This window comes from Streptomyces sp. WM4235 (assembly GCF_001279725.1).
Taxonomy (GTDB): Bacteria; Actinomycetota; Actinomycetes; order Streptomycetales; family Streptomycetaceae; genus Streptomyces.
The window spans coordinates 77,153-102,633 of the sequence record NZ_LGDE01000204.1; the positions used below are offsets into that span (position 1 = coordinate 77,153).

The 25,481-nt window shown below is 72.9% G+C and carries 24 protein-coding genes; 11 read left to right on the forward strand and 13 right to left on the reverse strand.

Translation table 11 applies throughout. From position 1 onward, the window contains the following. Nucleotides 1-15 precede the first annotated feature (15 nt). On the reverse strand, nt 16-1,113 hold the full coding sequence (locus tag ADK55_RS16005; protein ID WP_159041410.1) for an acyl-CoA dehydrogenase family protein: 1,098 nt from the start codon (nt 1,111-1,113) through the stop codon (nt 16-18). A gap of 177 nt (nt 1,114-1,290) precedes the next feature. Here ADK55_RS16005 and ADK55_RS16010 point away from each other — a divergent pair, with 177 nt between their 5' ends. Together ADK55_RS16010 and ADK55_RS16015 are read left to right on the forward strand one after the other, a co-directional pair. Further along, nucleotides 1,291-2,154 carry an esterase/lipase family protein gene (locus ADK55_RS16010; protein ID WP_053679262.1) on the forward strand — a complete coding sequence of 288 codons (864 nt, stop codon included), beginning with the start codon at nt 1,291-1,293 and terminating at the stop codon, nt 2,152-2,154. Between the two features lie 143 nt (nt 2,155-2,297). Further along, nucleotides 2,298-3,389, forward strand: a complete 1,092-nt coding sequence (locus tag ADK55_RS16015) for an IS630 family transposase (RefSeq protein WP_053679264.1) — start codon at nt 2,298-2,300, stop codon at nt 3,387-3,389. On the opposite strand, the gene ADK55_RS16020 is transcribed toward ADK55_RS16015, so the two are convergent. The 3 genes from ADK55_RS16020 to ADK55_RS16030 form a co-directional block, all read right to left on the reverse strand. Next, nucleotides 3,386-4,525 carry a lytic polysaccharide monooxygenase auxiliary activity family 9 protein gene (locus ADK55_RS16020; RefSeq protein ID WP_053679266.1) on the reverse strand — a complete coding sequence of 380 codons (1,140 nt, stop codon included), beginning with the start codon at nt 4,523-4,525 and terminating at the stop codon, nt 3,386-3,388. The two genes, ADK55_RS16015 and ADK55_RS16020, sit on opposite strands and share 4 nt — an antisense overlap. 304 nt (nt 4,526-4,829) lie before the next feature. Further along, the gene (locus ADK55_RS16025) at nt 4,830-5,312 is read right to left on the reverse strand and encodes a DUF402 domain-containing protein (RefSeq protein ID WP_053679269.1); all 483 of its coding nucleotides are present in this window, start codon (nt 5,310-5,312) and stop codon (nt 4,830-4,832) included. Continuing rightward, nucleotides 5,309-6,256: a GNAT family N-acetyltransferase gene (locus tag ADK55_RS16030; protein ID WP_053679271.1), complete on the reverse strand. Its 948-nt coding sequence runs from the start codon at nt 6,254-6,256 to the stop codon at nt 5,309-5,311. Before ADK55_RS16030 ends, ADK55_RS16025 begins: the two co-directional genes overlap by 4 nt. A 71-nt stretch (nt 6,257-6,327) precedes the next feature. Here ADK55_RS16030 and ADK55_RS16035 point away from each other — a divergent pair, with 71 nt between their 5' ends. Next, nucleotides 6,328-6,720, forward strand: coding sequence for a GntR family transcriptional regulator (locus ADK55_RS16035; RefSeq protein WP_234350059.1), 393 nt, complete (start codon nt 6,328-6,330; stop codon nt 6,718-6,720). A 39-nt stretch (nt 6,721-6,759) separates the two neighbouring features. Here the strand turns inward: ADK55_RS16035 and ADK55_RS16040 are convergent, their stop codons facing one another. Together ADK55_RS16040 and ADK55_RS16045 are read right to left on the reverse strand one after the other, a co-directional pair. Then, nucleotides 6,760-7,302 (reverse strand): FABP family protein, encoded by a 543-nt coding sequence (locus tag ADK55_RS16040; protein ID WP_053679274.1) that lies wholly within the window; start codon nt 7,300-7,302, stop codon nt 6,760-6,762. A 126-nt stretch (nt 7,303-7,428) separates the two neighbouring features. After that, complete coding sequence (locus ADK55_RS16045; RefSeq protein WP_053679339.1) at nt 7,429-8,526, reverse strand: DUF5925 domain-containing protein; 1,098 nt, start codon at nt 8,524-8,526, stop codon at nt 7,429-7,431. 199 nt (nt 8,527-8,725) lie between these two features. On the opposite strand from ADK55_RS16045, the gene ADK55_RS16050 reads away from it, so the two are divergent. After that, nucleotides 8,726-9,538: an SGNH/GDSL hydrolase family protein gene (locus ADK55_RS16050; RefSeq protein ID WP_053679276.1), complete on the forward strand. Its 813-nt coding sequence runs from the start codon at nt 8,726-8,728 to the stop codon at nt 9,536-9,538. Nucleotides 9,539-9,550: 12 nt separating this feature from the next. Here ADK55_RS16050 and ADK55_RS16055 read toward each other — a convergent pair whose 3' ends face one another. Continuing rightward, nucleotides 9,551-11,254 carry a serine/threonine-protein kinase gene (locus tag ADK55_RS16055; protein ID WP_053679278.1) on the reverse strand — a complete coding sequence of 568 codons (1,704 nt, stop codon included), beginning with the start codon at nt 11,252-11,254 and terminating at the stop codon, nt 9,551-9,553. A gap of 282 nt (nt 11,255-11,536) precedes the next feature. On the opposite strand from ADK55_RS16055, the gene ADK55_RS16060 reads away from it, so the two are divergent. Then, complete coding sequence (locus ADK55_RS16060; RefSeq protein WP_078998975.1) at nt 11,537-11,806, forward strand: hypothetical protein; 270 nt, start codon at nt 11,537-11,539, stop codon at nt 11,804-11,806. Between the two features lie 120 nt (nt 11,807-11,926). On the opposite strand, the gene ADK55_RS16065 is transcribed toward ADK55_RS16060, so the two are convergent. From ADK55_RS16065 to ADK55_RS16075, 3 genes are all read right to left on the reverse strand, one after another. Further along, nucleotides 11,927-13,138: a CaiB/BaiF CoA transferase family protein gene (locus tag ADK55_RS16065; protein ID WP_053679280.1), complete on the reverse strand. Its 1,212-nt coding sequence runs from the start codon at nt 13,136-13,138 to the stop codon at nt 11,927-11,929. 99 nt (nt 13,139-13,237) lie between these two features. After that, nucleotides 13,238-14,026 (reverse strand): ABC transporter permease, encoded by a 789-nt coding sequence (locus ADK55_RS16070; protein ID WP_053679281.1) that lies wholly within the window; start codon nt 14,024-14,026, stop codon nt 13,238-13,240. Then, the gene (locus ADK55_RS16075; RefSeq protein ID WP_053679282.1) at nt 14,023-15,006 is read right to left on the reverse strand and encodes an ATP-binding cassette domain-containing protein; all 984 of its coding nucleotides are present in this window, start codon (nt 15,004-15,006) and stop codon (nt 14,023-14,025) included. The genes ADK55_RS16070 and ADK55_RS16075 overlap by 4 nt, the downstream gene beginning before the upstream one ends. 70 nt (nt 15,007-15,076) lie before the next feature. Here ADK55_RS16075 and ADK55_RS16080 point away from each other — a divergent pair, with 70 nt between their 5' ends. Then, entirely contained in the window at nt 15,077-15,802 is a 726-nt protein-coding gene (locus tag ADK55_RS16080) for a TetR/AcrR family transcriptional regulator (RefSeq protein ID WP_053679284.1), read from the forward strand. Nucleotides 15,803-15,931: 129 nt separating this feature from the next. On the opposite strand, the gene ADK55_RS16085 is transcribed toward ADK55_RS16080, so the two are convergent. Continuing rightward, entirely contained in the window at nt 15,932-17,092 is a 1,161-nt protein-coding gene (locus ADK55_RS16085; RefSeq protein ID WP_371591336.1) for a type ISP restriction/modification enzyme, read from the reverse strand. Between the two features lie 183 nt (nt 17,093-17,275). On the opposite strand from ADK55_RS16085, the gene ADK55_RS39220 reads away from it, so the two are divergent. Further along, nucleotides 17,276-17,452 (forward strand): hypothetical protein, encoded by a 177-nt coding sequence (locus tag ADK55_RS39220; protein WP_199826536.1) that lies wholly within the window; start codon nt 17,276-17,278, stop codon nt 17,450-17,452. Nucleotides 17,453-17,543: 91 nt separating this feature from the next. Here the strand turns inward: ADK55_RS39220 and ADK55_RS16090 are convergent, their stop codons facing one another. Beyond that, entirely contained in the window at nt 17,544-18,293 is a 750-nt protein-coding gene (locus ADK55_RS16090) for a GntR family transcriptional regulator (RefSeq protein WP_053679288.1), read from the reverse strand. 49 nt (nt 18,294-18,342) lie between these two features. Further along, nucleotides 18,343-19,671: a homogentisate 1,2-dioxygenase gene (gene hmgA, locus ADK55_RS16095; protein WP_053679291.1), complete on the reverse strand. Its 1,329-nt coding sequence runs from the start codon at nt 19,669-19,671 to the stop codon at nt 18,343-18,345. A gap of 392 nt (nt 19,672-20,063) precedes the next feature. Between hmgA and ADK55_RS16100 the strand changes: the two genes are divergently transcribed. From ADK55_RS16100 to ADK55_RS16115, 4 genes are read left to right on the forward strand one after another with little or no spacing between them, the layout of a single operon-like run. Continuing rightward, nucleotides 20,064-22,343 carry a right-handed parallel beta-helix repeat-containing protein gene (locus ADK55_RS16100; protein ID WP_078998976.1) on the forward strand — a complete coding sequence of 760 codons (2,280 nt, stop codon included), beginning with the start codon at nt 20,064-20,066 and terminating at the stop codon, nt 22,341-22,343. Beyond that, nucleotides 22,340-23,374: a cupredoxin domain-containing protein gene (locus ADK55_RS16105; protein WP_234350061.1), complete on the forward strand. Its 1,035-nt coding sequence runs from the start codon at nt 22,340-22,342 to the stop codon at nt 23,372-23,374. Before ADK55_RS16100 ends, ADK55_RS16105 begins: the two co-directional genes overlap by 4 nt. Then, nucleotides 23,371-24,825 (forward strand): hypothetical protein, encoded by a 1,455-nt coding sequence (locus ADK55_RS16110; protein WP_234350062.1) that lies wholly within the window; start codon nt 23,371-23,373, stop codon nt 24,823-24,825. The genes ADK55_RS16105 and ADK55_RS16110 overlap by 4 nt, the downstream gene beginning before the upstream one ends. A 35-nt stretch (nt 24,826-24,860) precedes the next feature. Beyond that, nucleotides 24,861-25,481: a TetR/AcrR family transcriptional regulator gene (locus ADK55_RS16115; RefSeq protein ID WP_053679345.1), complete on the forward strand. Its 621-nt coding sequence runs from the start codon at nt 24,861-24,863 to the stop codon at nt 25,479-25,481.

The following is a 25,481-nucleotide window of genomic DNA, read 5'->3' on the forward strand; positions in this document are numbered from 1 at the left end:
GGCCCGGCCGGTGGATCAGGGCCCGTCCACCATCAGCCGGGCCACCTCGCGCTTGAGCCCGCCGGTCTGGGCCTGGATCAGGTGGAACTGCGCCTCCCGCGAGAGCCGACCCGCCGTGTTGCCGTACTGGATCGCGCGCCCGCCGGCCACCGCCACGCAGGCCGCGGCGGCCCGTACGGCCAGGTCCAGGCTCTCGGCCCGCAGCCGCAGCCGGTCCGCGGGCCGTTCCCCGGGCGGTAGTTCGTCCCGCAGCGCGTACGCCTCGGCGCGCAGCCGGGCCGCCCGGTCCGCGATCCGCAGCCCGAGGTCCTCGTAGCCCTCGCAGTCGAGCAGGAAGTCCGCGGTGGCGCGCAACTGCCCGAAGACGGCGGGCTGGGCGTCGGCGTTCTCCAGGTCGTACGCCCGCACCCAGTCGGCCCGCGGCTCCCGGACCACCACCTCGGCGTCCGGCACGAACACGTCCCGGACCTCGACGGCCGCCGTGCGCGTCCCCCGCATCGCCCACAGCGGAGCCGACGGCGCCGACGCCAGCCCGGCCCCCGGGGCGCAGTCCACCGGCGCGAACAGCACCTCGTCCCGCGACGTGAGGGCGCCCAGGTACACCACGTCGGTCAGCCCCCAGCCCGTCATCCACGGCACCCGCCCCGACAACCGCCACCCGCCCGACTCCCGCTCCGCGGTGACGGGCGGTCGCGGATGGCGCAGGAAGGCGAAACCGCCCGTGGCCCGCCGGTCTCCGCGCGCCAGGGCCGGCAACCACGCTTCCCCGAGCGCCGCGTCACCACCGCGCAACAGCCCCTTGGCCAGGGCGTGGTGCTGCGTCCACACGAACCACGTCGACGGATCGGCGGCGGCCAGCAGCTCGTGCACCTCCCGCGTCACCCGCCGCGCCCCGACCCCGCTCGCGGGATCCGGTTCGTATGCGATCAGCCCGTACGCGCCACACGCCGCGAGCGCGTCGAGGTGCGAACGCGGCACCCCCGCCTCGGCGGTCTCCTCCACACACGGGCGCAACACGCGCACCGCGGTCTCGGTGACGGCGGCGACCAACGGATCGACCGCCAGGTCGGGCGGGGTGGCCAGTGCGGTTCCGGCGCCGGGGACCGTGTGCATGCGGGTCATTCTTCTGGTGCGGGGCCGGCGGGAGCCTCGACACGCGAGTTTTTACCGACGCGTAACTTCCAAGTCTTGCTACTCGCCCGTAATTTAACGGCAGCAGCCCCCCTTGTGATCCGGATCACGGGACGAACCCCCACGCCCTTTCCCCTTGACCCGCAAGGAGATCACACGATGCTGCCCTGGAGACGACTGCTCCGCCCGCTGGCCGTCCTCGCCCTCACCACCGCCGCGCTCATCGCCCCCACCACCCCCGCCGCGCAGGCCGCGTCGGCGCCCGGCAGCGGCTGGAACAACTGGTCCTGTCGGCCGACGGCCGCACACCCCCGCCCCGTCGTCCTCGTCCACGGCACCCTCGGGAACTCCGTCGACAACTGGCTCGGCTTCGCCCCGTACCTCGTGAACCGCGGCTACTGCGTCTACTCCCTCGACTACGGGCAGCTCCCCGGCGTCCCCTTCTTCCACGGCCTCGGCCCCATCGAGAAGTCCGCCGCCCAACTCGACGTGTTCGTCGACAAGGTGCTCGCCGCCACCGGAGCCGCCAAGACCGACATCGTCGGCCACTCACAGGGCGGCATGATGCCGCGCCACTACCTGAAGTTCCTGGGCGGCGCCGCCAAGGTCAACGCCCTCGTCGGGCTCGCCCCCGACAACCACGGCACCACCCTGAGCGGGCTGACGCGCCTGCTCCCGTACTTCCCCGGCGCCGAGGACCTGATCAGCGCCTCGACCCCCGGCCTGGCCGACCAGATCGCCGGCTCGGCCTTCATCACCCGCCTCAACGAGGGCGGGGACACCGTCCCGGGCGTGAAGTACACCGTGATCGCGACCCGCTACGACGAGGTGGTCACCCCCTACCGCAGCGCCTTCCTCGACGGGGCGAACGTGCGCAACGTCGTGCTCCAGGACCTGTGCGCCCTGGACCTCTCCGAGCACGTGACCATCGGCCTGACCGACCGCATCGCCTGGCACGAGGCGCTCAACGCACTCGACCCGGCCCACGCCGAACGGACCACCTGCGCCTCGATCTTCGAGTGACGAGGCGCGGGCGGTCCGTCCGGACGGCCTGACGGACCGCCCGTGCCCTGTCGTCAAAGTCCCGCCTGGCCCGCGGCGCCACTTAGACGACAGGACCTAGTGTTCTGAGTCATGAATTCTGTTCAGATGTGTAGGCTTGCGGTATGGCGCGGACGGGGCGGCCGAAGGCCGAGTTGACGTTGTCGGACGAGGAGCGGGCCGCACTCGAGGGGTGGGTGCGGCGCCGTTCCACGCCGCAGGCGTGGGCCTTGAGATGTCGGATCATCCTGGCCTGCGCCGAAGGCGCTTCGAACAAAGACGTGGCGGCTCGACTCGGCTCGACTCCCCATGCGGTGGGCCGCTGGCGTGCGCGGTTCGTGCGGTATCGAATCGCCGGTCTGGGTGACATGCCGCGTCCGGGCGGCCCGCGGACGGTGACGGACGAACAGGTGGCCGCGCTGGTTTCCAGGACGCTGGAGCCCACCCCGAAGAACGCGACCCACTGGTCGACGCGTTCGATGGCGAAGGAGCTGGGCCTGTCGCAGTCGACCGTGTCGCGGATCTGGCGGGCGTTCGGCCTGCAGCCGCACCGCTCGGAGTCGTTCAAACTGTCGACAGACCCGTACTTCGTCGACAAGGTCCACGATGTAGTCGGTCTCTATCTGGACCCGCCGGAGCGGGCTCTGGTGTTCTGTGTCGACGAAAAGTCGCAGATCCAGGCCCTGGATCGCTCACAGCCGGTGCTGCCGATGATGCCCGGAGTTCCGCAGCGGACCACCCACGACTACGTCCGGGCCGGCACCACCACTCTGTTCGCTGCTCTGGAGGTGGCCACCGGCAAGGTGATCGGTTCCCTGCATCGGCGCCACCGGGCCGAGGAGTTCAAGAAGTTCCTCATCAAGCTCGACAAGGAAGTCCCGGCCGGCCTCGAAATCCACCTGGTGCTGGACAACTACGCCACCCACAAGACCCCGGCCATCAAGACCTGGCTCCTGGCACACCCCCGGTTCCACCTGCACTTCACACCAACCGGATCGTCCTGGCTCAACCTGGTGGAGCGATGGTTCGCCGAGCTGACAAACAAGCAGATACGGCGAGGCGTCCACAGATCCGTCCAGGCCCTGGAGAAGGACATCCGAACCTGGATCGCCACATGGAACACCGACCCCAAGCCCTACGTCTGGACCAAGACCGCAGACGAGATCCTCGAACGCCTCGCCAGCTATCTGAACAGAATTCCTGACTCAGAAGACTAGCGGCCGTGGCGGCCCGCGGCGCTCCGGCGGCGGGCCGCCACGAACAGCGCGGCCGCGCCGACGGCCAGGGCGCCGGCCCCGGCCATCGCGATCGTCGGGGTGGCGCTGTTGCCGCCCGTCTCCGCGAGGTTGCCGTCCTTCGGGGTCACGGGTGCCTCCGAGGCGAGGAGGGGAGCGGCGGCGTTCCCGGCGTTGGTCTTCGCGTCGTCGTCACCGTGACCGTGGTGCTCCACGGAGGACTTGACCGCGCCGGCCGCGATCTGCTGGTCCGTGGGCGCCTTGGCCAGGGGGCAGTCCTCGTCGGTGCCGGGCACGCCCGTACCGGGCTTGGTGCCCGGCTTGCCGGGCGCCTTCGACGGCTTGCCGCTCCCACCGGCGCTCGGCTTCGCGCTCGGACCGGTACCGGTGCCGGTGCCTGTGCCTGTGCCTGTTCCCGTACCGGTGCTCGGCTTGCCCGTGGGCTGCGCGCCGCCGCCGGTGCCGGCACCCGCGCCGTTGTCCTTGCCGAAGACCACGTCCGAGCAGCTGTAGAACGCCTCCGGGCTGTCCGAGCGCTGCCACACGCTGTAGACGAGGTGGCGGCCCGTCTTCTTCGGGACGGTGCCGGAGAAGACGTAGTCACCGTTGCGCATGCCAGGGTCGGTGACCTTCACGAACGGCTTCGACTCCAGGTCGGACCACTTCAGCGGCTTCGTCGGGTCGTAGCCGTCCTTCGTCACGTACAGCTCGAAGGACCCCTTGTGCGGGGCGGTGCCCTTGTAGCGGAAGGTGTGCGCGCCCGAGGTCATCGAACCGGCCGGCCAGTCGGCGCGGGGCAGGTCCAGGCCCTTGTACTTGGCGTTGCCCGCGGAGCACAACTGCCCGTCCGGGATCAGGGACTTGCTCTGCCCGGCCGCGTTGGCGATGTTCACCGCGTTCCAGTCGTAGAACGCCTGCGCCCCGCTCGCCGCCACCGCCGCCTTGCAGGCCGCCGACTTCGGGGACTCCGGGCCCTCCGCGTAGCACGCCGCCACCCGGCTGACCGGGTCCGTCATCGAACCGTGGGCGGCCGCGGGCACGGCGGCGTACGCGGCCACCGCGAGCGGGGCCAGGCCGACGGCGGCGATTCGGGCGGCGGTACGGCGTGCGTGGCGCATGGATGGAACTCCTCTGGGCAAGGCGGCGGAACGGGCTGAGCGCGTCAGGGGCGGGCCGGTGCGAGTCGGCCGGGCCGACGGCCGTCCCTCACGGGTCGCGGCGCCGCCCGGGGCCCTCCCCGGCTCGGCCAAGCTAGCCTCCCGAAAGCCCCGTTCGGTCCGGATCCGGCGCCGATCGGAGATCCTTAGGGCGCGCTTAAGGCAGGGACAAGCGCCACCTCAGGAACACGTCCGTGCAGCCTCCGGAACACGTCCGTGCCGCCTCGGGGCCGGGCCCCGGGGCCTGGCCCGGGGCCGCGTCCGCTCAGCCGAGGAGCGCGGCCAGACCGACCGGTGTGCGGGACTGGCGTTCCAGGGCGTCGAGCGCGCGGACCGCCTCGCCGGCGGCCTCCGGGTCGGTCGCGGCGAGTCCGCTCGCCTCGAACTCGTCCTCGTCCAGGCGCAGGACGAGGGCCCCGTCCGCCGAGACCCACAGGTCCAGGTCCAGGTCCTCGACGAGGATCTCGCCGTCCCGGACCACGGCGGGGCGGGTGATGTCGCAGTACCAGCCCTTCAGGACGCCGGCGCCCGTGCGGACCTCCTTGACCGCGTACCAGCGGTCGCGCCAGAAGTGCTCGGTGAACACGTCGCCGGGCTCGAAGCGCACGAACCCGAAGTCGCGCACCGTCGCGGCCGCCCAGGGGGCGCGTACGGAGATCCGGTCGCCGGTGTCGGCGAGGAGCTCGGCCGGATAACGGATCTTGGTGCGGCCCGCCTTGGTGAGGGTGACGTCGATTCGCTCGCTCATCGCGCTGTGGGCTCCAGACGTTTGGTGAAACGGGTCTCCGTGGCGCGGATCTCGTATCCGAACCAGGAGTTGATCGCGAGCATCGGGCCGTTCCCGGCGTCGTTGCCCGTGAAGGCCTCCGTACAGCCGGCCGCGACGGCCCGGCGCAGGGAATCGATCTTGGCGAGTTTGGCCAGGCCGCGGCCCCGGTGGGCCGCCAGGGTTCCGGTCATCCCCGAGGCGTAGCGCCCGGTGCCGTCGGTCCGGGCGGCGGTGAACGCGACCGGCTCGCCGTCGACGAGGACGACCGTGGTCAGCTCCTTGTCGAGCGTGGGCTCGTGCCAGACACTGCTCAGCCAGTCCTCGTAGTCGTCCAGTTCCACCGGCAGGTCGCCCGGCTCGTCCCGGCTCACCGCCGCGTCGGCCTCGTACAGCGGCCGCGGATCGTCGACGAAGGCGGAACCGGTGCGCAGCTCCACCCCCGGCGGCAGCTCGGCCGGGTACGGGGGAAGGGCGGCGGTGGTGAGGTCCAGCCGCAGGAAGTGGGCGGAGCGGCCGGGACGGTAGCCGTGCCGCTCGGCGAAGGCCCGGTGGCCGGGCTCGTCCACGACCCAGGCGTACGTCTCCACCGCGCCCCGCGCGAGCAGGTGCTCCTCGGCCGTGTGCAGCAGGGCGGTCCCGGCTCCGAGCCCCCGGTGGTCGGGATGGACGTACGCGTTGACGAAGGACGCGCCCGGCTCGGCGCTGTCGTGCGCGATGCCGACCTGGGCAGTGCCGACGACCCGGCCGTCCCCGTTCTCCGCGAGGAGCAGCCGGTAGCGCTTGTCGGGGTGGGCGGAGGCGAGCTCGTGGGCCACCCCGGCCCCACTGGCGATCATGAACGGGAGCGCGGCGCGGCGCACCGCGGCGACTGCCTCGGCGTCGCCCGGGTCGCCCGGGCGCAGGTCACGGATGGTGAGGGTCATGGCGCCGACGCTAGGACGATCAGAGCGGGGACGCCTGCGAATTACGCGGGCGATGGGAGAGAATCGGCCGCGTGACCCCGACTCCCTCGCACCTGAAGATCAAGATCGACGGCTCGGCCGGCGCTGCCGCCCCCTACGAGCAACTGCGCGCGCAGATCTCGGCGGGAGCCCGGGCGGGACGGCTGCCCGTGGGGTTCCGACTGCCCACGGTCCGGGCCCTCGCGGAGGAACTGGGGTTGGCGGCGAACACCGTCGCGAAGGCCTACCGGGCACTGGAGGCGGACGGTGTCGTCGAGACCCGGGGCCGCAACGGAACCCTCGTCGCGGCCGCGGACGACTCGGCCTCCCGGGAATCGGCCACCGCCGCGCAGGCGTACGCGGAGCGGGCCCACCGGCTGGGGCTGACCTTCGACGAGGCCACGGCCGCCGCCCTGGACGCCCTGCGGGCCCGGTACGGCAAGTAGGCGCACCCGGTACGGCAAGCAGGTCCACCCGGGCCGGCCTCAGTCCTCGCGGCGTCCCAGTTCGGCCTTGAGGTGGTGTCGCATGGGCTGCCCCATCGCCGCCATCTCCTGCGTGATCGTCAACTGTCCGTCGGCGAGGGAGTACCGGCGCCTCATCCCGGTCACCTCCTTCGCCCGCGGGGTCCGCGCCACGTGATCCGTCTCGATCTCGATCTCCGTACCGGACACACGGCCCACGTACGTCTCCACGATCCCGGTCGGGTGGGCCAGCGTGACTTCCAGCGAGGCGTCGGGCATGACCCGCCACCAGCCGCTCTCCCGGCCCGAGGGACGCAGGGGCGCACCGGACTCGTCGATCAGCCAGGCCCGCGACTCGTACCGCAGGAAGGGCCTGCCGTCGTGGCTGAAAGTGATCTCCTGCTCGTACCGGAACCCCTGCTCCAGGGTCGGGTACTCGCCCCGCCCCCGGCCGTGCCAACGCCCCAGCAGGGCCAGCACCGGCGCGAGCTGCGGGTGCGGCGCGGGGCCCCCGCCCGGCGTGAGGCTGTCGGGGTACGGATTCTCCTGCGCCGGCTCGGGCACGGGGCACTCTCCTGTTCGGCGGGTCCTGACCGCGGCGGGCTCGCGCCGACCGACGGGACTGCGACTACGGGGCCATTGTCCCCGGCCCGCCGGTACCGCGGCGGCGCCGCCCCGACGCGGATCGGGCTACAGGTACAGCCCCGCCTCGGTCCCGTGCCCCTGCGGGGGCAGCAGCGCGGCCGGCCCGGCGCCCCGCCGGAGGGCGAACAGTTCGGCCAGGGTGGCGCCCTCGCGGGAGACCCCCTCGTCGGTGCCGAGCCAGTCCACGGCCTCGCGGTGCGTCAGCCGGCCGACCTCGATGCGGGCCAGGCAACGGCCCGGCCGGACCACCGCCGGGTGGAGCCGCTCCAGGTCCTCGTTGGTCGTCACGCCGACCAGGACGTTGCGGCCCTGGCCCAGCAGACCGTCCGTCAGGTTCAGCAGCCGGGACAACGCCTGCCCGGCCTGGTGCCGGGCCTCGCCGCGGATCAGCTCGTCGCAGTCCTCCAGCAACAGCAGCCGCCAGCGCCCCTTCGCCGTGCCCTCGTCCTCGCCGATCGCGATGTCCATCAGGTAGCCCACGTCGTTGAACAGCCGCTCCGGGTCCAGGACGCAGTCGACCTGGCACCAGTCCCGCCACGAGCGCGCCAGCGTCCGCAGCGCCGAGGTCTTCCCGGTACCGGGCGGGCCGTGCAGCAACAGCAGCCGGCCCGCGATGTCGTCGGGGGTGACCTTCATCAGCCGGTCCATCGCCCCGGCCACCGGCGCGGTGTAGTTCGAGCGCACCTCGGGCCAGGTGCCGGCGGCGATCTGCCGGGTCGTGCGGTACGGCCCGCGGCGCGGGGAGACGTACCAGAACCCCATCGTGACGTTCTCCGGCTGGGGTTCGGGCTCGTCCTGGGCCCCGTCCGTGGCCTCCCCGAGCACGCGGGTGGCGAGTTCGTCGCTGACGGCCGTCACCGTCACGTCCGCGCCGCGACTCCAACGCGACACGAGCATGGTCCACCCCTCGCCCTCCGCGAGGGTGGCGCTGCGGTCGGTGTCGCGAGCCGAGCGCAGCACCTTCGCCCCGGCCGGCAGGAGGGTCGCTTCGACCTTCACCCGTTCGATGGAAACGCTCTGGGAGTAAGGCTGCTCGCCGGAGGCGAACCGGCCGAGGAACAGGGCGTCGACGACGTCGGACGGTGAGTCGCTGTCGTCTACGTTGAGCCTGATCGGCAGGGCCTCGTGCGGGTTGGCTGGCATGGCGCCCATGATCCGGCACGATCTGGCCCCGTGCACCCGTGTTTCGCCGGAACGGGTGCTCAAGTTCCCTCTTCAAACGCATGGGGAGTGAAGATTCCGGCGCAAGCCTGCCCCGAACATTCTTGGCATGGCCACTTCCGGAAGTGCGCGGCTGCTTGTACCACGGACTCAGGAGTAACCCCCACAAGGAGCCGCACACATGAGCAAGAGAATGTCGCGCTTCGCCGCCCTCACCTCCTCCCTGTTACTCGCCGCGGGCGCCGCCCTGTTCGGCGCCGGCCAGGCGGCCGCCTCCGCCCGGGCCGACTTCGGCTACGTCGCGCTCGGCGACTCGTACTCGTCCGGCGTCGGCGCCGGCAACTACGACGGTTCGAGCGGCAACTGCAAGCGCACCAACCGCGCCTATCCGGCCCTCTGGGCCGCCGCCCACTCCCCGCAGACCTTCTCCTTCGTCGCCTGCTCCGGTGCCCGGACGGGCGACGTCCTCGCCAACCAACTGGGCCCGCTGAACTCCGGCACCGACCTCGTCAGCATCACAATCGGCGGCAACGACGCCGGTTTCTCCGATGTCATGACGACCTGTGTGCTCCAGTCCGAATCCACCTGCGTCAACCGCGTCAACCAGGCCAAGGCGTACGTCGACTCCACCCTGCCGGGCAAGCTCGACCAGGTCTACGACGCCGTCTCCGGCCGATCCCCGGGCGCCCACGTGGTCGTCCTCGGTTATCCCCGCTTCTACAAGCTGAACGGATCCTGCGTCAGCGGCCTGACCGAGGGCGAACGCGCCGCCATCAACGGCGCGGCCGACTACCTCAACGCCGCCGTCGCCAAGCGGGCCGCCGACCACGGCTTCACCTACGCCTCGGTCGCCGGTGCCTTCACGGGCCACGAGATCTGCTCCGGCAGCCCGTGGCTGCACAGCGTCAACTGGACCAACATCGGGGAGTCCTACCACCCGACCGCGTCCGGCCAGTCGGGCGGTTACCTGCCGTCCTTCGCCTCCAAGGCCTGACCCGGGCCCCGTTCAGAGCGTGACCCCCGGGCTCGGCGCCGGCGACGGCGTCGGGCGCGGGGAACCCGGTGAACCGGAAGGGCCGGGGGAGGAGGCCCCGCCCGTCGGGGTCTCCTTCTCGCAGGTCACGGAGAACTCCAGCCACGGCGAGGTGGCCCGCGCGGCGCCCCGCACCTCCAGCCGGACCGCGTCGTCGAGGGTCGCGCCGGCGCGATGGCCCGCCTCGACGTGGTCGACCTGCCGGGTCGTGGCGCCGTCCGCCCCGTACGAGAGGTCCTGCCAGCGGGGCTCCGACCCGTCGGCCGACCCGCCCCGGGTCACCCAGCGGTACTCCAACTCGGCGGGAACGCGCGCCACCTCCACGGTGCCGGCGAAGGCGGGCGCGTCGACGGGGGGCGGCGGGCAACTCCCCGCGTAGCGACCGCGGAGCGTGTGGACGTACACCGTGACCTTCTGCGCGGGCGCGCCGGCGCTCGCCGACGCCGAGGTGGACGCGGAAGTCGAGGGGGAGGGGGAAGAGGGAGTCGAGGCGGGCGTCGACGACGTCGACCGCGTGGCCGCGGGACCCGAACCGCCGGCCCCGTTCGCGGGAGCCCCGGCCGTGTCCCCGTCGTCCTTCCAGAGCAGCCAACCCAGCACGACCAAGGCCAGGACCAGCACCACGATCCCCACCGTCAGCACCGTCCCGGCCCGCCCCTGCGGCGGCGTCGGTCCCGATGGGGACATCACGGTCGGCGCCGTGCCCGACCCCGGCGGCACCGACAGGGGTGTCGGCGGCGTCGCGGTCCGGGACCCCGCGTCCCGATCGTGCCCGTGCGCGGCCGTCACCGCCGGAGCCGGCCCCGACGACGGCCCCGACACCGGTCCGCCGGCGGCCCGTGCCGTGCCGCCCGCGCCGATGATCCGCAGCATCCGGGACGCCTCCGCCGCCGACAGCCGCTCGGCGGGGTCCTTCCGCAGCAGCCCCTCCAACACGGGCTCCAACGGGCCGGCCCGGCGCGCCGGGGTCGACTCCTCGTCCACCACCGCCTGCAGCGTGGACAACGGGCTGTCGCGCCGGAACGGTGAGGTCCCCTCGACGGCCGTGTACAGCAGCACGCCGAGCGACCACAGGTCCGACGCGGGACCCGGCTCGCGTCCCAGCGCCCGCTCCGGGGCCAGGAACTCGGGGGAGCCCACCACCTCGCCGGTCATGGTGATGGCCGAGGAACCCTCCAGGCTCGCGATGCCGAAGTCGCCCAGCACCACCCGCCCGTCGTTGGCGATCAGCACGTTGGCGGGCTTGACGTCCCGGTGCAGAACCCCCGACTCGTGCGCGGAACGCAGCGCGGCCAACACCTGCTCGCCGATGTGCGCGGCCCGCTGCGGGGGCATGGGCCCCTCGCCCTCCAGCACCTCCGCCAGGGACAGTCCGCGGATCAGCTCCATCACGATCCAGGGGCGGCCGCCCTCGCTCGCCACGTCGTACACGGTGACGACGCCGCGATGGGAGACCCGGGCCGCCGCCCAGGCCTCGCGCTCCATGCGCCGGTACAACCGCTCCACCTCGGCGGTGTCCAGTCCGGCGGGCGCCCGCACCTCCTTGACGGCGACCTCGCGCCCCAGCACCTCGTCGCGCGCCCGCCAGACGATCCCCATGCCGCCGCGACCCAGGGGGCCCAGCAACCGGTACCGACCGGCGATGACACGCCCGTCCTCACCCGCATTCCCACTCATCCGAGCCCCCCGAACGTGTTACCGGACGATCACTCCAAGTTAGCGCAGTGTGCGCCGTGTGGCCCCTGTCACGACAGGACTCCCCGTATGAACCGCCACGACTTCCGAGGGGGCGTCAATTCCGCACAATCTGTGCGGAGAGTGACGATTGACTCCGGTGAGTAATCGTCAACTCCCCGTAGGTATAGGGGTAATTCACACCACCGGGATACCCGGGCGCGACGCGGGGGCGATAGGGTGAACCTGCCCGGGCCGGGTGCCCTCGTACGGGTGGGGAGAGACATGGAACAGATAGCAATGCGCAGCAGGCCGCCTCGCGTGCCTGCCATCACTTGCGGGAGCAGCGCGACCAGCTCGCGCCTCGACCGCCATCTCGCCGTGTTGGGCGGTCCCGCCGTCCCGCACCACGAGACCGCCGAGGCGACGCTGCTGATGCGCGAGCTCACCGCCCGCGATCACACGCACGTCCAGCGGAGCCGGAGCGCGCGCGTCGCGCTCTTCGCGCCGCTGCGTCGCCTGCGTCGCACGCTCTTCGGTAGCCGCCGCTCGTAACTGCCCGCAGAACGCGGCCGGTTGACCCGGCTGCGCCCACCCGGCCCTGTACGTGTTCGCGGTGTCACCGGTGTCGGCGGTCTCGTCGACGTCATCGGTGTTCTTCCGGTGTGGATCGCCTCAGGCGACCACGCCGTCCTGGCGCAGAGTCGTGATCTGCGCGCCCGTCATCCCCAGGGCGCGCAGCAGGGCGTCGGTGTGTTCGCCGAGCGCGGGTACCGCTCCCATCCGCGCCGGCGCGCCGTCCGGCAGCCCGATGGGCGGCAGCAGAGCGCGCAGCGGACCCGCGGGCGACCCGATCTCCCGCCAGCGGTCGCGCGCCGCCAACTGCGGATGCGCCGCGACCTGCGCCACCGAGTTCAGTCGCGCGCAGGCGATGCCCGCCGCCTCCAGCCTCCGGATCGCCTCGTCCGCGTCCAGCGCGGCCAGCGCCCCGGCCACCACCGCGTCCGTGCGCTCCCGGCCCAGCGTGCGGGCGGCGTTCGTCGCGAACGCCGGATCATCCGCCAACTCCGGCTTCTCCAGCACCTGTTCCGCCAGCCGCCGCCACTCCCGGTCGTTCTGCACCGACAGCAGCACCCGGTCCCCCTCCGCCGTCGGGTAGGCGTCGTAGGGCGCGATCACGGCATGCGCGAGACCGGTCCGCACGGGCTGCTCCCCGCCGTGCATCGTGTGGTGCAGCGGATGCCCCATCCATTCGGCGAGCGCGTCCAGCATCGACACCTCCACCCGGCCCCCGCGCCCGGTGATCCCGCGGCGCAGGAGGGCGGCGAGCACCCCCGAGAACGCGTACATGGCCGCCGCGATGTCCGCCGCCGGGATGCCCGCCTTGACCGGACGCTCCGGGGTCCCGGTCACCGACACCAGCCCCGCTTCGCACTGCACGAGCATGTCGTAGGCGCGCTTGTGCGCGTACGGCCCCTCGGCCCCGTAGCCGGAGACGTCCACGGCGACCAGACGCGGGTACCGGGCGCACAGCGCGGCCGAGTCCAGCCCGAGGCGGGCGGCGGCCCCCTGGGCGAGGTTCTGGACGAAGACGTCGGCGTCGGTCAACAGCTCGTGCAGGACCTCCCGGCCCCGCGCGTCCTTCAGGTCGAGCGCCAGGGACTCCTTGCCCCGGTTGGCCCAAACGAAGTGCGAGGCCAGACCCTTCGCGGCGGTGTCGTAGGCGCGCGCGAAGTCGCCGCCGTCGGGACGCTCGACCTTGATCACCCGGGCGCCGAGATCGGCGAGCTGGCGGGTGGCGAAGGGGGCCGAGACGGCCTGTTCGACGGCGACGACGGTGACACCGTCGAGGGGGAGCGGGTCGTGGGGGCGTGAATCGGGTGTCATGGCAGCCTGCCTACCCGGTCCGACCCGGATCTGTCACCCCCCGCCCGGCGGCTCCGCCCCTGCGCTCGGTCCTGACCGCGTCTCGGTTATGGCCACGTCTCAGTCCTGGCCGCGCGCGAACCGGCGGGTGGCCGGCGGCGCGAAGAGGGCCAGGATGACGAGCGACCAGAGCAGCGCCCCGGCCACCGGGTGCGCGGCCGGCCAGGCGGCCCCGGCCGCCGGTTCGCCGCCCGCGTTGCCGCAGAGGGTGCGCACGGCGCCGGCCACGGCGCTGATCGGGTTCCACTCGGCGACCGTCCGCAGCCATCCGGGCAGCCCGGAGGTCGGCAGGTAGGCGCTGGACAGCATCGGCAGGACGAAGGTGGCGCCGCCGAGTTGGCCGGCGGCCTCCTCGCTCTTGCTGAGCAGGCCGAGGTACGTGCCCACCCAGGCCGAGGCGAAGCGGAACAGCAGCAGCACTCCGAGGGCCCCCAGCGCGCCCGGCAGCCCGTTCTCGATCCGCCAGCCCATGGCGATCCCCACCAGCATCAGCGGCACCATGGACACTCCCGTCGTCAGCAGGTCGGCGGTGATCTGCCCGAGGGGCACGGCGGCCCGACTCATCGGCAGGGTGCGGAACCGGTCCGTGACCCCACGGTGGGCGTCCTGCGCAGCCGTGAACAGGCCCGTCATCAGCCCGTTGGCGGCGGTGGCGGCGAGCAGGCCCGGAAGCAGGAACTCGCGGTACTCGGAGCCCGGCATCGCGAGCGCGCTGCCGAACACGTACCCGAAGAACAGCAGCATCATGATCGGCATGGTCTGCGTGAGCAGCAGCAGCGCGGGCGCGTGCCGGGCCTTCTGCAACTGACGGGTGACGACGGCTCCGCCGTCGGACAGCAGGGTGTTCATGCCGCGTGCTCCTTCTCGGGTGCGACCTCGCGGACCCGGGTGAGGCGCAGGAACACCTCGTCGAGGGTGGGTGGCCGCAGGGTGGCGTCGGTGACTGGGATGCCGGCCGTGTCGAGGGCGCGGATGATCCGCGGCAGGGTCAGGCCGGTGTCGGACACGGTCACGCCGACGGTGAGGCGTTCCCCGTTCAGGACGGGTCGGCCCCCGGTGAGTCGGTCCAGTACGGCCGCCGCGCCCGTGAGGGCGTCGGGGTGGGTGACGGTCACCTCCGCGTGGGAGCCGATCCGGGACTTGAGTTCGGCCGGGGTGCCGGTGGCGACGGCCCGGCCGCCGTCCACCACCACGATGTCGTCGGCGAGCCTGTCCGCCTCCTCCAGGTACTGGGTGGTGAGGAGCACGGTCGTGCCCCCGCCGCCCCCGCTGCGGCCGGCGAGTTCTTGCACCGCGGTCCAGATCCGGTCGCGGGCCGCCGGATCGAGGCCGGTCGTGGGCTCGTCCAGGAACAGCACGCGGGGCCGGGCGAGCAGCCCCGCGGCCAGGTCCAGGCGCCGCCGCATGCCGCCCGACCAGGTGGAGGCGGTGCGGTCGGCGGCCTCGGTGAGCTCGAAGCGCTCCAGCAGCTCGTCGGCGCGGGCCCGACCGGCGGCCCCGCGCAGCCCGGCGAGGCGGGCGAAGAGCCGCAGGTTCTCCCGGCCGGTGAGGTCCCCGTCCACCGAGGCGTACTGGCCGGTGACCCCGATGCTGCGGCGAACGGCCCCCGGAGCGCGGGTGACGTCGTGGCCGGCGACCAGGGCCCGCCCGGCGGTGGGCGCGGTGAGCGTGGTGAGGATCCGGACGGCGGTGGTCTTGCCGGCGCCATTGGGGCCCAGGAGCCCGCAGATCGTGCCCTCGGGCACCGCCAGATCGAGCCCGCGCAGGGCGCGCACCTCGCCGTAGGACTTTTCCAGACCTTCACTAAGTACAGCGTACGTAGTCGTCATGCATGGCACCCTACCTCACTACGTACGGCGTACGTAACTAGGATGGAGGCGACGAACGAGGTGATGAGCGATGACCCCCAGCGGCCGCCCCGCTGAACCCGAAGTGATCTGGGCCCGCCCACAACGCGCGGGGCGGGGCCCCCGCCCCGCCCACAGCCGCGAGTCGATCGCGGCCGAGGCCGTGCGGATCGCCGACGCCGAGGGGATCGAGGCCGTCTCCATGCGCCGCGTGGCCGCCGGGATCGGGGCCGGGACGATGTCCCTGTACAACTACGTGCCACGCAAGGAGGACCTGTACGAGCTGATGGTCGACGCCGTCAGCGGGGAGTACGAACTGACCCCGCCCACCGGCGACTGGCGGGCCGACATGCTCGCGCTGGCCCGTCAGACGCGCGACCTGATGCGCCGCCACCCGTGGCTGCCCCGGCTGCTCACCCCGGTCTACGGCTTCAGTCCGCACGCCCTGCGGTACCTGGAGTACAGCCTGGCCTGCCTGGAGCCGCTGGACGCGCCGGACGGACGGAAACTCGAACTGGTCGCCGCCGTCAACGGCACCGTGGCCACCTACGTGGGCGGCGAGTTGGCCCTGGCCGAGCGGGCCCGCGCACTGCCCTGGAGCGAGGCCGACGAGCAGCGCGTACGGGCGGCGTGGCTCGGGTCCCGGCTGGCGAGCGGGGACTACCCGCGGCTGGCGGGCGCCCTCACGGCGCTGCCCTCCGTCCCCGCCGACCTGGACGCGCCGGACGAACTGTTCGACCGCTGGATCACGCAGCTGCTCGACACCTGGGGGGCATGAACGCGCGGGGTCGGACACCCGGGGCGCGCACGGGCGGGCACCCGGTCCTCGGGCGGCGTCGACCGCGCACCCGGGTTCGCGGCGCGCCCTGGGTTCGCGGCGCGCCGGGGTTCGCCGCCGCGCCGGGGTTCACAGCAGGGCGAACTGGCCGCCCGGGCCCTCCTCGCGGTGGTCCAACACCGAGGCCGGTCGCCGGGACCCGCGCGGCGGCGGCAACACCCCGAGGCCTTCGAGCTCGGTGGCCGTGAGCGACGGGCCGGGCTCGAACGCCGCCCGCTCCGGCGCCAGATCGGCCAGCAGCGCCAGGCTCGTGACCAACGCCAACAGCTCCGAGGTCCATGACTGCGGCCACTCCCCGGGCCCCAGCGCCTCCAGGCCGTCGACCCCGTCCGAGCGGTGCGCGGTCCGGGCGGCGAACCAGGACTCCAACACCCGCTCGCCCCGGGACTCCTGATCCCACGCTCCCGGCGGCACGGGGGAGATGCTCCCGTCCCCGAGCCCCAGGGTCTCGGTGTCCGGGTCGTACGAGAGCCCCCGCGGCCACGCCGTGACCGTCGAGCGGACGTACGGCCGCCGCCCGCCGGGCAGACGGGGCGGCTCACCGCCCCGCGCCCCGCGCAACTGGACGGTCAGCAGGCGCTGCCCGAGCTCCAGCCCGGCCCGCCAGCGTTCCGGGTCGGCCGTCAGCGGGACCTCGTACGTGCCCCGGGCCCCGGGGCGGCCCGCCGCGAGCACCCAGCACAGCACGTCCTCGGGAGTGACCCAACCGCCGAGCCGCTCGCCCAGCAGGTGCAGCAGGCCCGGCGCGAGGTTGGGCTCCGCGCCGCCGGGGCGCCGGTGCAGCGGGCGGATCCGGCCCAGCCGGCCGGCCGGGAGATGGGCGGTGACCAGCGGTTCCGGCGTCTCCACGACGAACAGCTGGTGGGCGTCGCGCACCCGCCACAGCTCGGGGCGGGCCCGGTCGATGAGCCGCTGGTCGGGCAGCAGCCACTGCTCGTCGAAGGGCGCGGTCAGCACCCGTACGGGCTCCGGGAACGGGCCCGGCGCCTCGGCGAAGCGGGCCGTGGACGCGGACCGCTGCCCGGGCAGCGCGGCGGCCCCGGAGGAGGGCGTACGGGCCCGGGTCGGACGGAACAACCTCTCCCGCTCGGCGCCTTCGGCGCCGGCCAGGGTCGCCCAGCGGGCCCGCAGGGTCGCCGGCTCGGGGGCCGTCACCCAGTCCCGCCCCAGCCGCAGCGAACCCACGGCCCAGGGCATCAGATCGTCCAGCAGCGGTACGTCGTCGCTCACCCGGCAGATGGTAGCGAGGGGAGGCGACGCCCGGGCCGCGTCCAGGCCGAAGCGTTACGCTCCTTATGAACGCATCTGTACCGGTGTGGTGGACCGAGCCCTGTGAGGGCCCCCTGCGCGGACCGAGCCCCGCGCGGACCGACCCCTGTGTGGACCAACCGCTGTGGACCGAGGAGACGGCTGATGAGTCAGTACGACGAATACTCGACTCCTTCCCAGGCCGAGGGCGAACGCCTCGACGAGGACATGGACGAGCGGCAGAAGCGCCAACGGCATCCGCAGACCACGCGCACCACCCCGTCACAGGCCGAGGGCGAGCGGGGCGCGGAGGAAGACGCGAAGCGGCCCCCGGGCGCGTAGGCGGGGCGTGTGGGCGGCGCGTGGGTCGGCGGGTGGGCGGGCCTCCCGTGCCTCGACCGGCTCGGTGTGCGCAGGCCGGTCGAGGCCGGTCTCAGTGCGCGTCGACCGTCACCGTGAAGGAGAACCGGTCGCCGCGGTAGCGGATGCGGGCCACGTCCACCACCCGGCCCCCGTCGTCGTACGTCACACCCGTGTAGTGCAGGATCGGGCTCAGCAGCGGGACCTGGAGCAGCGCGGCCGTCTCCGGGTCCGCGAGCCGCGCCTCCACGGTGTCCGTGATCCGGCTGATCTTCACCCCGACCAGGTCACGGAGGACCTTGGTCATCGGGAACCGTTCCAGGTCGCTCAGGTCGATGGATGCGGCCAGCTCCGTGCGGACCGCGTTCTCCGCCCAGTTCGTCGGCTCGCCGCTCACGCTGTCGTGGCGCAGCCGCCGGTACGTGACCAGCTCCGAGGTGTCCGGGAAGTGCTCCAGCAGCTCCCCGGACACCGCCGTCCGCTCGTGTCCGAGAATCGTCGTACGCTCACCCGACTGCTGGGCCACGATCGCGTCGACCGAACCCAACAACCGCACCGGGGCCCCGCGCCGCGCCCCCGGCTCGATGAACGTCCCGCGCCGCCGGTGCCGACTGATCAGGCCCTCCCCCTCCAACTCCTTGAGGGCCTGCCGCATCGTCAGCACGCTCACCCCGTAGTGCCCGGCCAACTGTTCCTCGGTGGGCAGGCGCAGCGAGGCGTCCGGGGTGCGCCCCAATATCGAGGCGCGCAGCGACTGGGACACCTGGTACCAGAGCGGCAACTTCCGGTTCAGCACCAGGGAGTCGGGGGCGAAGGCGGTCACGGGTGGTTCTCCGTACGGCTGGACGTCTGGGGCGGGCGTGCAGCGAATGCTAGGCGCGGAAGTGGCGTTCCAGACCCTGCCAGACGTCGTCGTATCCGCGCTGGAGGTGTTCGGCGCCGGCCGCCTGGTCGGTGGCGACGATGGGCCAGCGGGTCTCGAACATGAAGGCCAGCCCGTCGTCGATCTTCTGCGGCTTCAGCTCGGCGGCGCTCGCCCGGTCGAAGGTCTCCCGGTCCGGGCCGTGCGCGGACATCATGTTGTGCAGCGAGCCGCCACCGGGCACGAAGCCCTCGGCCTTCGCGTCGTACGCGCCCTCGATCAGGCCCATGTACTCGCTCATCACGTTGCGGTGGAAGTACGGCGGACGGAAGGTGTCCTCTCCCACCAGCCAGCGCGGGGCGAACACCACGAAGTCCACCCCGGCCAGCCCCGGGGTGTCCGAGGGCGAGGTCAACACGGTGAAGATCGACGGGTCGGGGTGGTCGTAACTGATCGAGCCGATCACGTTGAAACGGTGCAGGTCGTACACGTACGGGACGTGGGTGCCGTGCCAGGCGACCACATCGAGCGGCGAGTGGTCGTACGTGGCCGTCCAGAGGTTGCCGCAGTACTTGTTGACCACCTCGGTCGGGCGGTCGACGTCCTCGTACGCGGCCACGGGCGCCCGGAAGTCCCGCGCGGCGGCGAGGCCGTTGGCGCCGATCGGGCCGAGGTTCGGCAGCTCGAAGGGCTGCCCGTAGTTCTCGCAGACGTAGCCACGGGCGTTCGCGTCGAGCAGCTCGACGCGGAAGCGGACCCCGCGCGGGATCAGGGCCATCTCGCCCGGCCGGGCGCTGAGCAGGCCGAACTCGGTGCGCAGCAGCAGACCACCGCGTTCGGGGACGATCAGCAGCTCGCCGTCCGAGCTGCTGAACACCCGATCGGTCATGGCGGCGTTGGCGGAGTAGAGGTGGATCGCCATGCCGGCGCGCTGGGCGGCGTCGCCGTTCCCGCCGAGGGTCCACAGGCCGGCCAGGAAATCGGTGCCGGGCGCCGGGTCGGGCAGCGGGTTCCAGCGGAGCCGGTTCGGATCCGGCACGGTCTCGGTGAAGGGCGCACTGCGCAGGCCGCCGTTGTCGACGCGGGTGAACGGCGGGTGCGCCGCCGAGGGGCGGATCCGGTAGAGCCACGAGCGGCGGTTGTGGGTGCGGGGCTCGGTGAACGCGCTGCCGCTGAGCTGCTCGGCGTAGAGGCCGAGAGGGGCGCGCTGGGGCGAGTTCCGGCCGTGGGGGAGCGCGCCCGGAACGGCCTCGGAGCTGTGCTCGTTGCCGAATCCGGTGAGGTACTCCAGCGCCTCCGCGGTCTTCCTGGCCTGCTCGCTGGTGTCGCCGTCACTCATGGAACGCTCCCGGTCTGCCGAAGGAATCCTATGGGTGACAGTAGGATTCCCGGCCCCCCGCGTCAACGGTGACCTTCCGGCCGGCCCGCCCTCCCGGCCCGAAGAGCCTCCGTTCGGGCGTGTGGAGCCCGGTTCGGCGGCGCTCGGCCTCCGTCCCCGTACGGCCGGTCTGCCCGTGCCCGTGCCCGTGCCCGTGCCCGTGCCCGTGCCCGAGCGCGTGCCCGTGCACGCGCCTGCCGTCGGACCGGCGGGTTCAGGCGGGTTCCGGCGGGCGGGTTCAGGCGGGTTCCGGCGGGTTCCGGCGGGCGGGTTCAGGCGGGTTCCGACGGGCGCTGAACCGATTCGCGTCGAGGGGGATCCCAAAAGGTGAACATTGCTCTACTCTCTCGCGCATGTCGTGGACCCGCAGGTTTCCTGCCGTGCCGGCGGCGCTCCTCGCCGCCCTCCTCGCGTTCCTGTCCCTCCTCGCCGCCGCGCCCGCCGCCCGCGCGCACGAGGAGCGCCCCGTCACCCTCCCCGACGGCAGCGGCTCCGTACCCGAGTACCGCAAGGCCGAGCCCGACCTCCTGGTGTGCAAGACCGACCGGCCCGCCTTCGAGCGCCGGATATCGGGCTTCCCGCAGGAACTCAGACAGCGCAACCTCGCCCTCTACGCGCAATGCGAGAAGACCGGCTTCCGTCACCTCCAGGAGGCCGTGGACGCGGTGGACCGACCGGGGATGAACATCGCGATCCTGCCCGGCCTGTACGAGGAGGAGCCCTCACTCCCCAAGCCCACGGGCGAGTGCGCCACGCTGAAGGCGCCCAACTCCTCGCTCGGCTACCAGATCCTGTCCTACGAGCAGCAGGAGCGGTGCCGGCACAACCAGAACCTCGTCGCGATCCTCGGCAAGACGAACCTCCAGATCGAGGGCACCGGGGCGTCCCGCCAGGACGTGGTCATCGACGCCAAGTACCAGAAGCTGAACGCCATCCGGGCCGACAAGTCCAACGGCATCTACTTCCGCAACTTCACCGCCCAGCGCACCACCTTCAACTCGCTGTACGTGCTCGCCGGCGACGGCTTCGTCATCGACGACGTACTGACCCGCTGGAACGACGAGTACGGCTTCCTGACCTTCGCGAGCGACCACGGCCTCTACAAGAACTGCGAGTCCTACGGCAACGGGGACTCCGGCATCTACCCCGGCAGCGCCTCCGACATCAACGACGGCCGCGGCTACGACGTCCCCCGCTACTCCATCGAGATCACCGGCTGCCGCAGCCACCACAACATGGTCGGCTACTCGGGCACGGCCGGGGACTCCGTCTGGGTCCACGACAACGAGTTCGACCAGAACATGGGCGGCGCGTCGATGGACAGCGCCTTCCCCGGCCACCCCGGACTCCCGCAGAACCACGCCAGGTTCGAGCGGAACCTGATCCACGACAACAACCAGGACTACTACCGTCACGTCGCCGACGGCACCTGCGCCAAACCTCCCATCGAACGGGGATACGAGCAGGGCGTGGTCTGCCCGCAGATCTCCATGCCGCCCGGCACCGGCATCATCACGGCCGGCGGGAACTGGAACCTGTACGAGGGCAACTGGGTGTACGGCCACCAGCGCGCCGGATTCTTCCTGAGCGCCGTCCCCGCCTTCATCCGCGGCGAGGAGGCCTGGGCCAAGCAGGCCGACACCTCCCACCACAACCGCTACGCCGCCAACATCCTCGGCAAGGACAAGGCCGGGGCCTCCCGGCCCAACGGCATGGACGTCTGGTGGGACGGACAGGGCAGGGGCAACTGCTGGCAGGACGGACCCGACGGTTCCACCCCCGCCACCCTGCCCGAGTGCGGCGAGCGCCGCGGCGCCGTCTCCGGCGGCTCCGCGCGTCTCGCCGGCGAACCGGTCAAGCTCGTCCAACTGCTGGTCTGCGCCGACTACAACGTCCAGGCCCGCAAGCTGCCGGCGGGCTGCGACTGGTACGGCGCCCGAGGCCTGGAGCGGGTCGAGACCCAGATCGCGCTGGCCGTCGCGGCCGTGCTGCTGCTGGTCGGCGGAGTCCTGTGGTGGCGCCGACTGCGCGGCTCCCGAGGGGGGACGCTCGCCTCGCTGCTGGGCCTCGCCGGGCTGTGCCTGGACGTCGCCGGGTCCACCACCGCCCTCACCCCCACCTTCGTGCCGGCACTGGCCCTGCTCCTCCTGGGGCTGTGGTGGACGGGCGTCTGGCTGGTCCTGCGAGCCGACCGGCCGTGGCTCGCCCGGCTCACCCTGCTACTGGCCGTCCTGACCCTCCTCGACGCCTTCGACAGGGCCGTCCTGATGATTCCCTGGATCCCCCTCGGCCCCGCCTGGGTACGGGCGCTCGTCGCGGTGGTGTGGGTGCTCTGGGCGGTCGTCGCCTCCGCCCGTCCGGAAGCCCGCCCGGGCACGCCGGCGCGCCCGACCGGCCCCGGCGGCGACCCCGACGGGGATCGCGCCCCGGCCCCGGTCGGCCCGCCCCCGGCCCTGAGCGCGGCGGCCGCCACCCACTCACCGGCCGCCACCGAACCCCGGGCCGCCACCCACTCCTCGGCCGGGACCGAACCCTCGGCCGCCACCGAACCCCGGGCCGCGACCGAACCCCCGGCCGGGACCGAACCCCGGGCCGCGACCGAACCCCCGGCCGGGAACGGAGGCCCGCGGTGAGCCGAGACCATGCCGACCGCATCGGCCGCGAGGCCTGCGCCGCGCCGACCCACTCGGCCCGACCGACCCGCATGGCCCTCCCACCCCTCACGGCCCAACCGACCCGCGCGACCCGACTGCCCCGTCCTCCCCGGCGTGCGGTCGGTCCTCGCCGCCGAACCGTCCGCACCGCGGTTCTGGTCGCCCTGCTCCTGCTGCTCGCCGGCGGCACGGCGACGGGCTGTGGGGGTCGGGCCACCACCCACCACAAACCCGGCACCAGCCACGAACAGGCCTCAGGTGACGTGGGCACCCTGCTCGGTGCCCAGGACGGCGCCGGCCACCGCCTCCGGCAGGTCCCGGCCCAGGGCGCGCCGGAGGTGCGGATCACCACCCGGCCGGACTCGGAGGACGGCTGGAACCTCCAACTGGTCGTGAAGAACTTCCGCTTCACCCCCGACAGTGTCGGCGGCGCGGCCCTCCCCGGCGCCGGCCACGCCCACCTGGAACTGGACGGGCGCAAGCTGGCCCGGGTGTACGGCCCCTGGTACCACCTGCCCGCGGCGCAGGTGCCCGAGGGCGTGCACACCCTGGCCGTCCGCCTGTACGCCGACGACCACACCGCCTGGGCCGTCGGCGGCAAGGTGGTCGAGGCCACCGTCGAGCTGACCGGTGGCCCCCCGGGCCAGGGGTCCCACAGCCACGCCGCCCCCACACCGACGACGCCACCCCAGGCAACCCAGACCCCCCAGCCGGCCCAGACCCCCCGGAGCTCCGAGACCCCGGATGCCGACCGCACGGTCACCGTCGTCGTCCGGGACGGCAAGGTGGTTCCCGCTCCCGGCCGCGTCGAGGTGGGGCGCGGCGAGCGGGTGGCCCTGCGCGTCACCAGCGACCGCGCGGACACCCTGCACGTCCACGGCTACGACAAGGAACTCGCCCTGCCCGCAGGCCAGGAGGCCACCCTGATCCTGACGGCCGACCGCACCGGGCTCTTCGAGGTCGAGACCCACGAGAGCGACCTCGTCCTCACCCAGCTCCTCGTCCGATGACCCCCCTCGGCCTCGCCCCGGGCCTGCCCCCCGCCCCGGACCTCCGACTCGCCCCGGACCTCCCTCTCGCCCCGAGGCTCCTCCTCGGCCCGGGCGCCGGCGGCTGTCCGGGCCCGTGCGCGGGGGGCGGTCGCTCCGGCCAGGACGTGGTCCCGTACCTGGCCGATCCGTCGACCACCCTGCTCGCACACGGGATCGGGTCCCAGCACGATCTGCCGATCTCTCCCTTCTACGCCTTCGCCGGTGCCTTCGCCGCGCTGTTCGTCTCCTTCCTCGCCCTCGGTCTGCTCTGGTCCACGTCCCGCTTCCGGGGTGACCGTTCGGGCCTCGCCCTGCCCGCCCGGTTCCAGCGGGTGGCCGACGCGCCGGCCACCCGCACCACCTTGCGCGGGCTCGGTCTCGCCGCCGCCCTCGTCGTGTTGCTCCACCTCCTCATCGGTCCCGACGACCCCGCCCGAAACCCCGCTCCCGGCGCCGTCTACGTCCTGCTCTGGGTCGGACTCGTCCCGGCCTCCCTCCTCCTCGGCCCCGTATGGCGCCTTGTCAACCCGCTCCGCACCCTGCACCGACTCCTCGCCGTCGCCCTGCGCCGCCGTGCCCCCGACCGCCCACTGCCCGCCCGGCTCGGCCAATGGCCCGCCGCGGTCGGGCTGTTCGGCTTCACCTGGCTGGAGCTGGTCTCCCCGGATCCCGCATCCACCACCACCCTCCTGATCGCCCTCGGTTGCTTCGTCGTCGGTCAACTGGCCCTCGCCGCCCGCTTCGGCGAGAACTGGTTCGCCGACGGAGACCCCTTCGAGGCCTACTCCGATCTCCTGGCCAGACTCTCCCCCCTCGGCCGTCGCTCCGACGGCCGGCTGGTCCTCCGCAATCCGTTCCACGGACTCGACGCGACGCCCGAGCGGCCCGGACTCGTCGCCGTCGTCTGTGTCCTGCTCGGCTCCACCGCCTACGACGGCTACTCCGACAGCCCCGCCTGGATCAACGCCATTCAGACCTCCCCTCTCGGCCGCACCCCCACGGCCACCCTCGGACTTCTCGGTTCCATCGCCCTCGTCGCCGCCCTGTACTGCCTGTGCGCGGCGGCCACCCGCCTCGTCAGCGGCCCGCACCCCCGCCCGCTGACGGCCTTCGCGCACTCACTCGTGCCGATCGCGCTCGGCTATCTCGTCGCCCACTACTTCTCCCTCCTCGTCACCGAAGGACCACGCACAGTAATCATGGCAGCAGGCACTGACAACGCCCCAGAACCCTTGCCACCACTGGGTCCAGGCGGTCTCGCGGCCCTCCAGGTGATCGCCGTCGTCACCGGACACGTACTCGGAGTGATCGCCGCGCACGACCGGTCCGTGCGCCTCTTCCCGCCCGCCAAGGCCGTGGCCGGCCAACTGCCCCTGCTCGCGCTGATGATCACGTACACCATCGGTGGCCTCAGCCTCCTGCTGAACTGAGGCCACCGGCCCGAGCGGAAGCCAGGAACGGCATGATGGACCCCGTGCCCCCCGCCCACCCCATGCGCCGGACCCCGATCCAGCAGCGCAGCGCCGACCGGCTCGCCCGGATCCTCGACGCCTGCGCGGAACTCCTGGACGAGACCGGGTACGAGAACCTCAGCACCCGTGCCGTCGCCCTGCGCGCCGGAGTGCCCATCGGCTCCGTGTACCGCTTCTTCGGGAACAAGCGAGCCATGGCCATCGCCCTGGCCCACCGCAATCTCGACCGCTACGCCGACGGCATCGAGGAACGGCTGGCCGTCCTTCCGGCCACCCACTGGCGGCCCGTCGTCGACGCCGTCCTGGACGAGTACCTGGCGATGAAGCGCAGCGTGCCCGGATTCGCGCTCGTCGACTTCGGGGTGCCCGCGCCGCCTCCCGAGGGCCCGGCCGCCGACCCCAACCACCTGGTCGCCGCACGGCTCACCGAACTGCTCTCCCGCCACCTCGGCCGCACCCGCGACGCCGCCCTCGAACGGTCCGTGCTGGTGGCGGTCGAGGCCACCGACGCGCTCATCCAGTTGGCCTTCCGCGTCGACCCCGCCGGGGACCCCGGGATCGTCGCCGAAACCCGGGCGATGATGCAGGCCTACCTGGCCCGCGTACTGGACTGA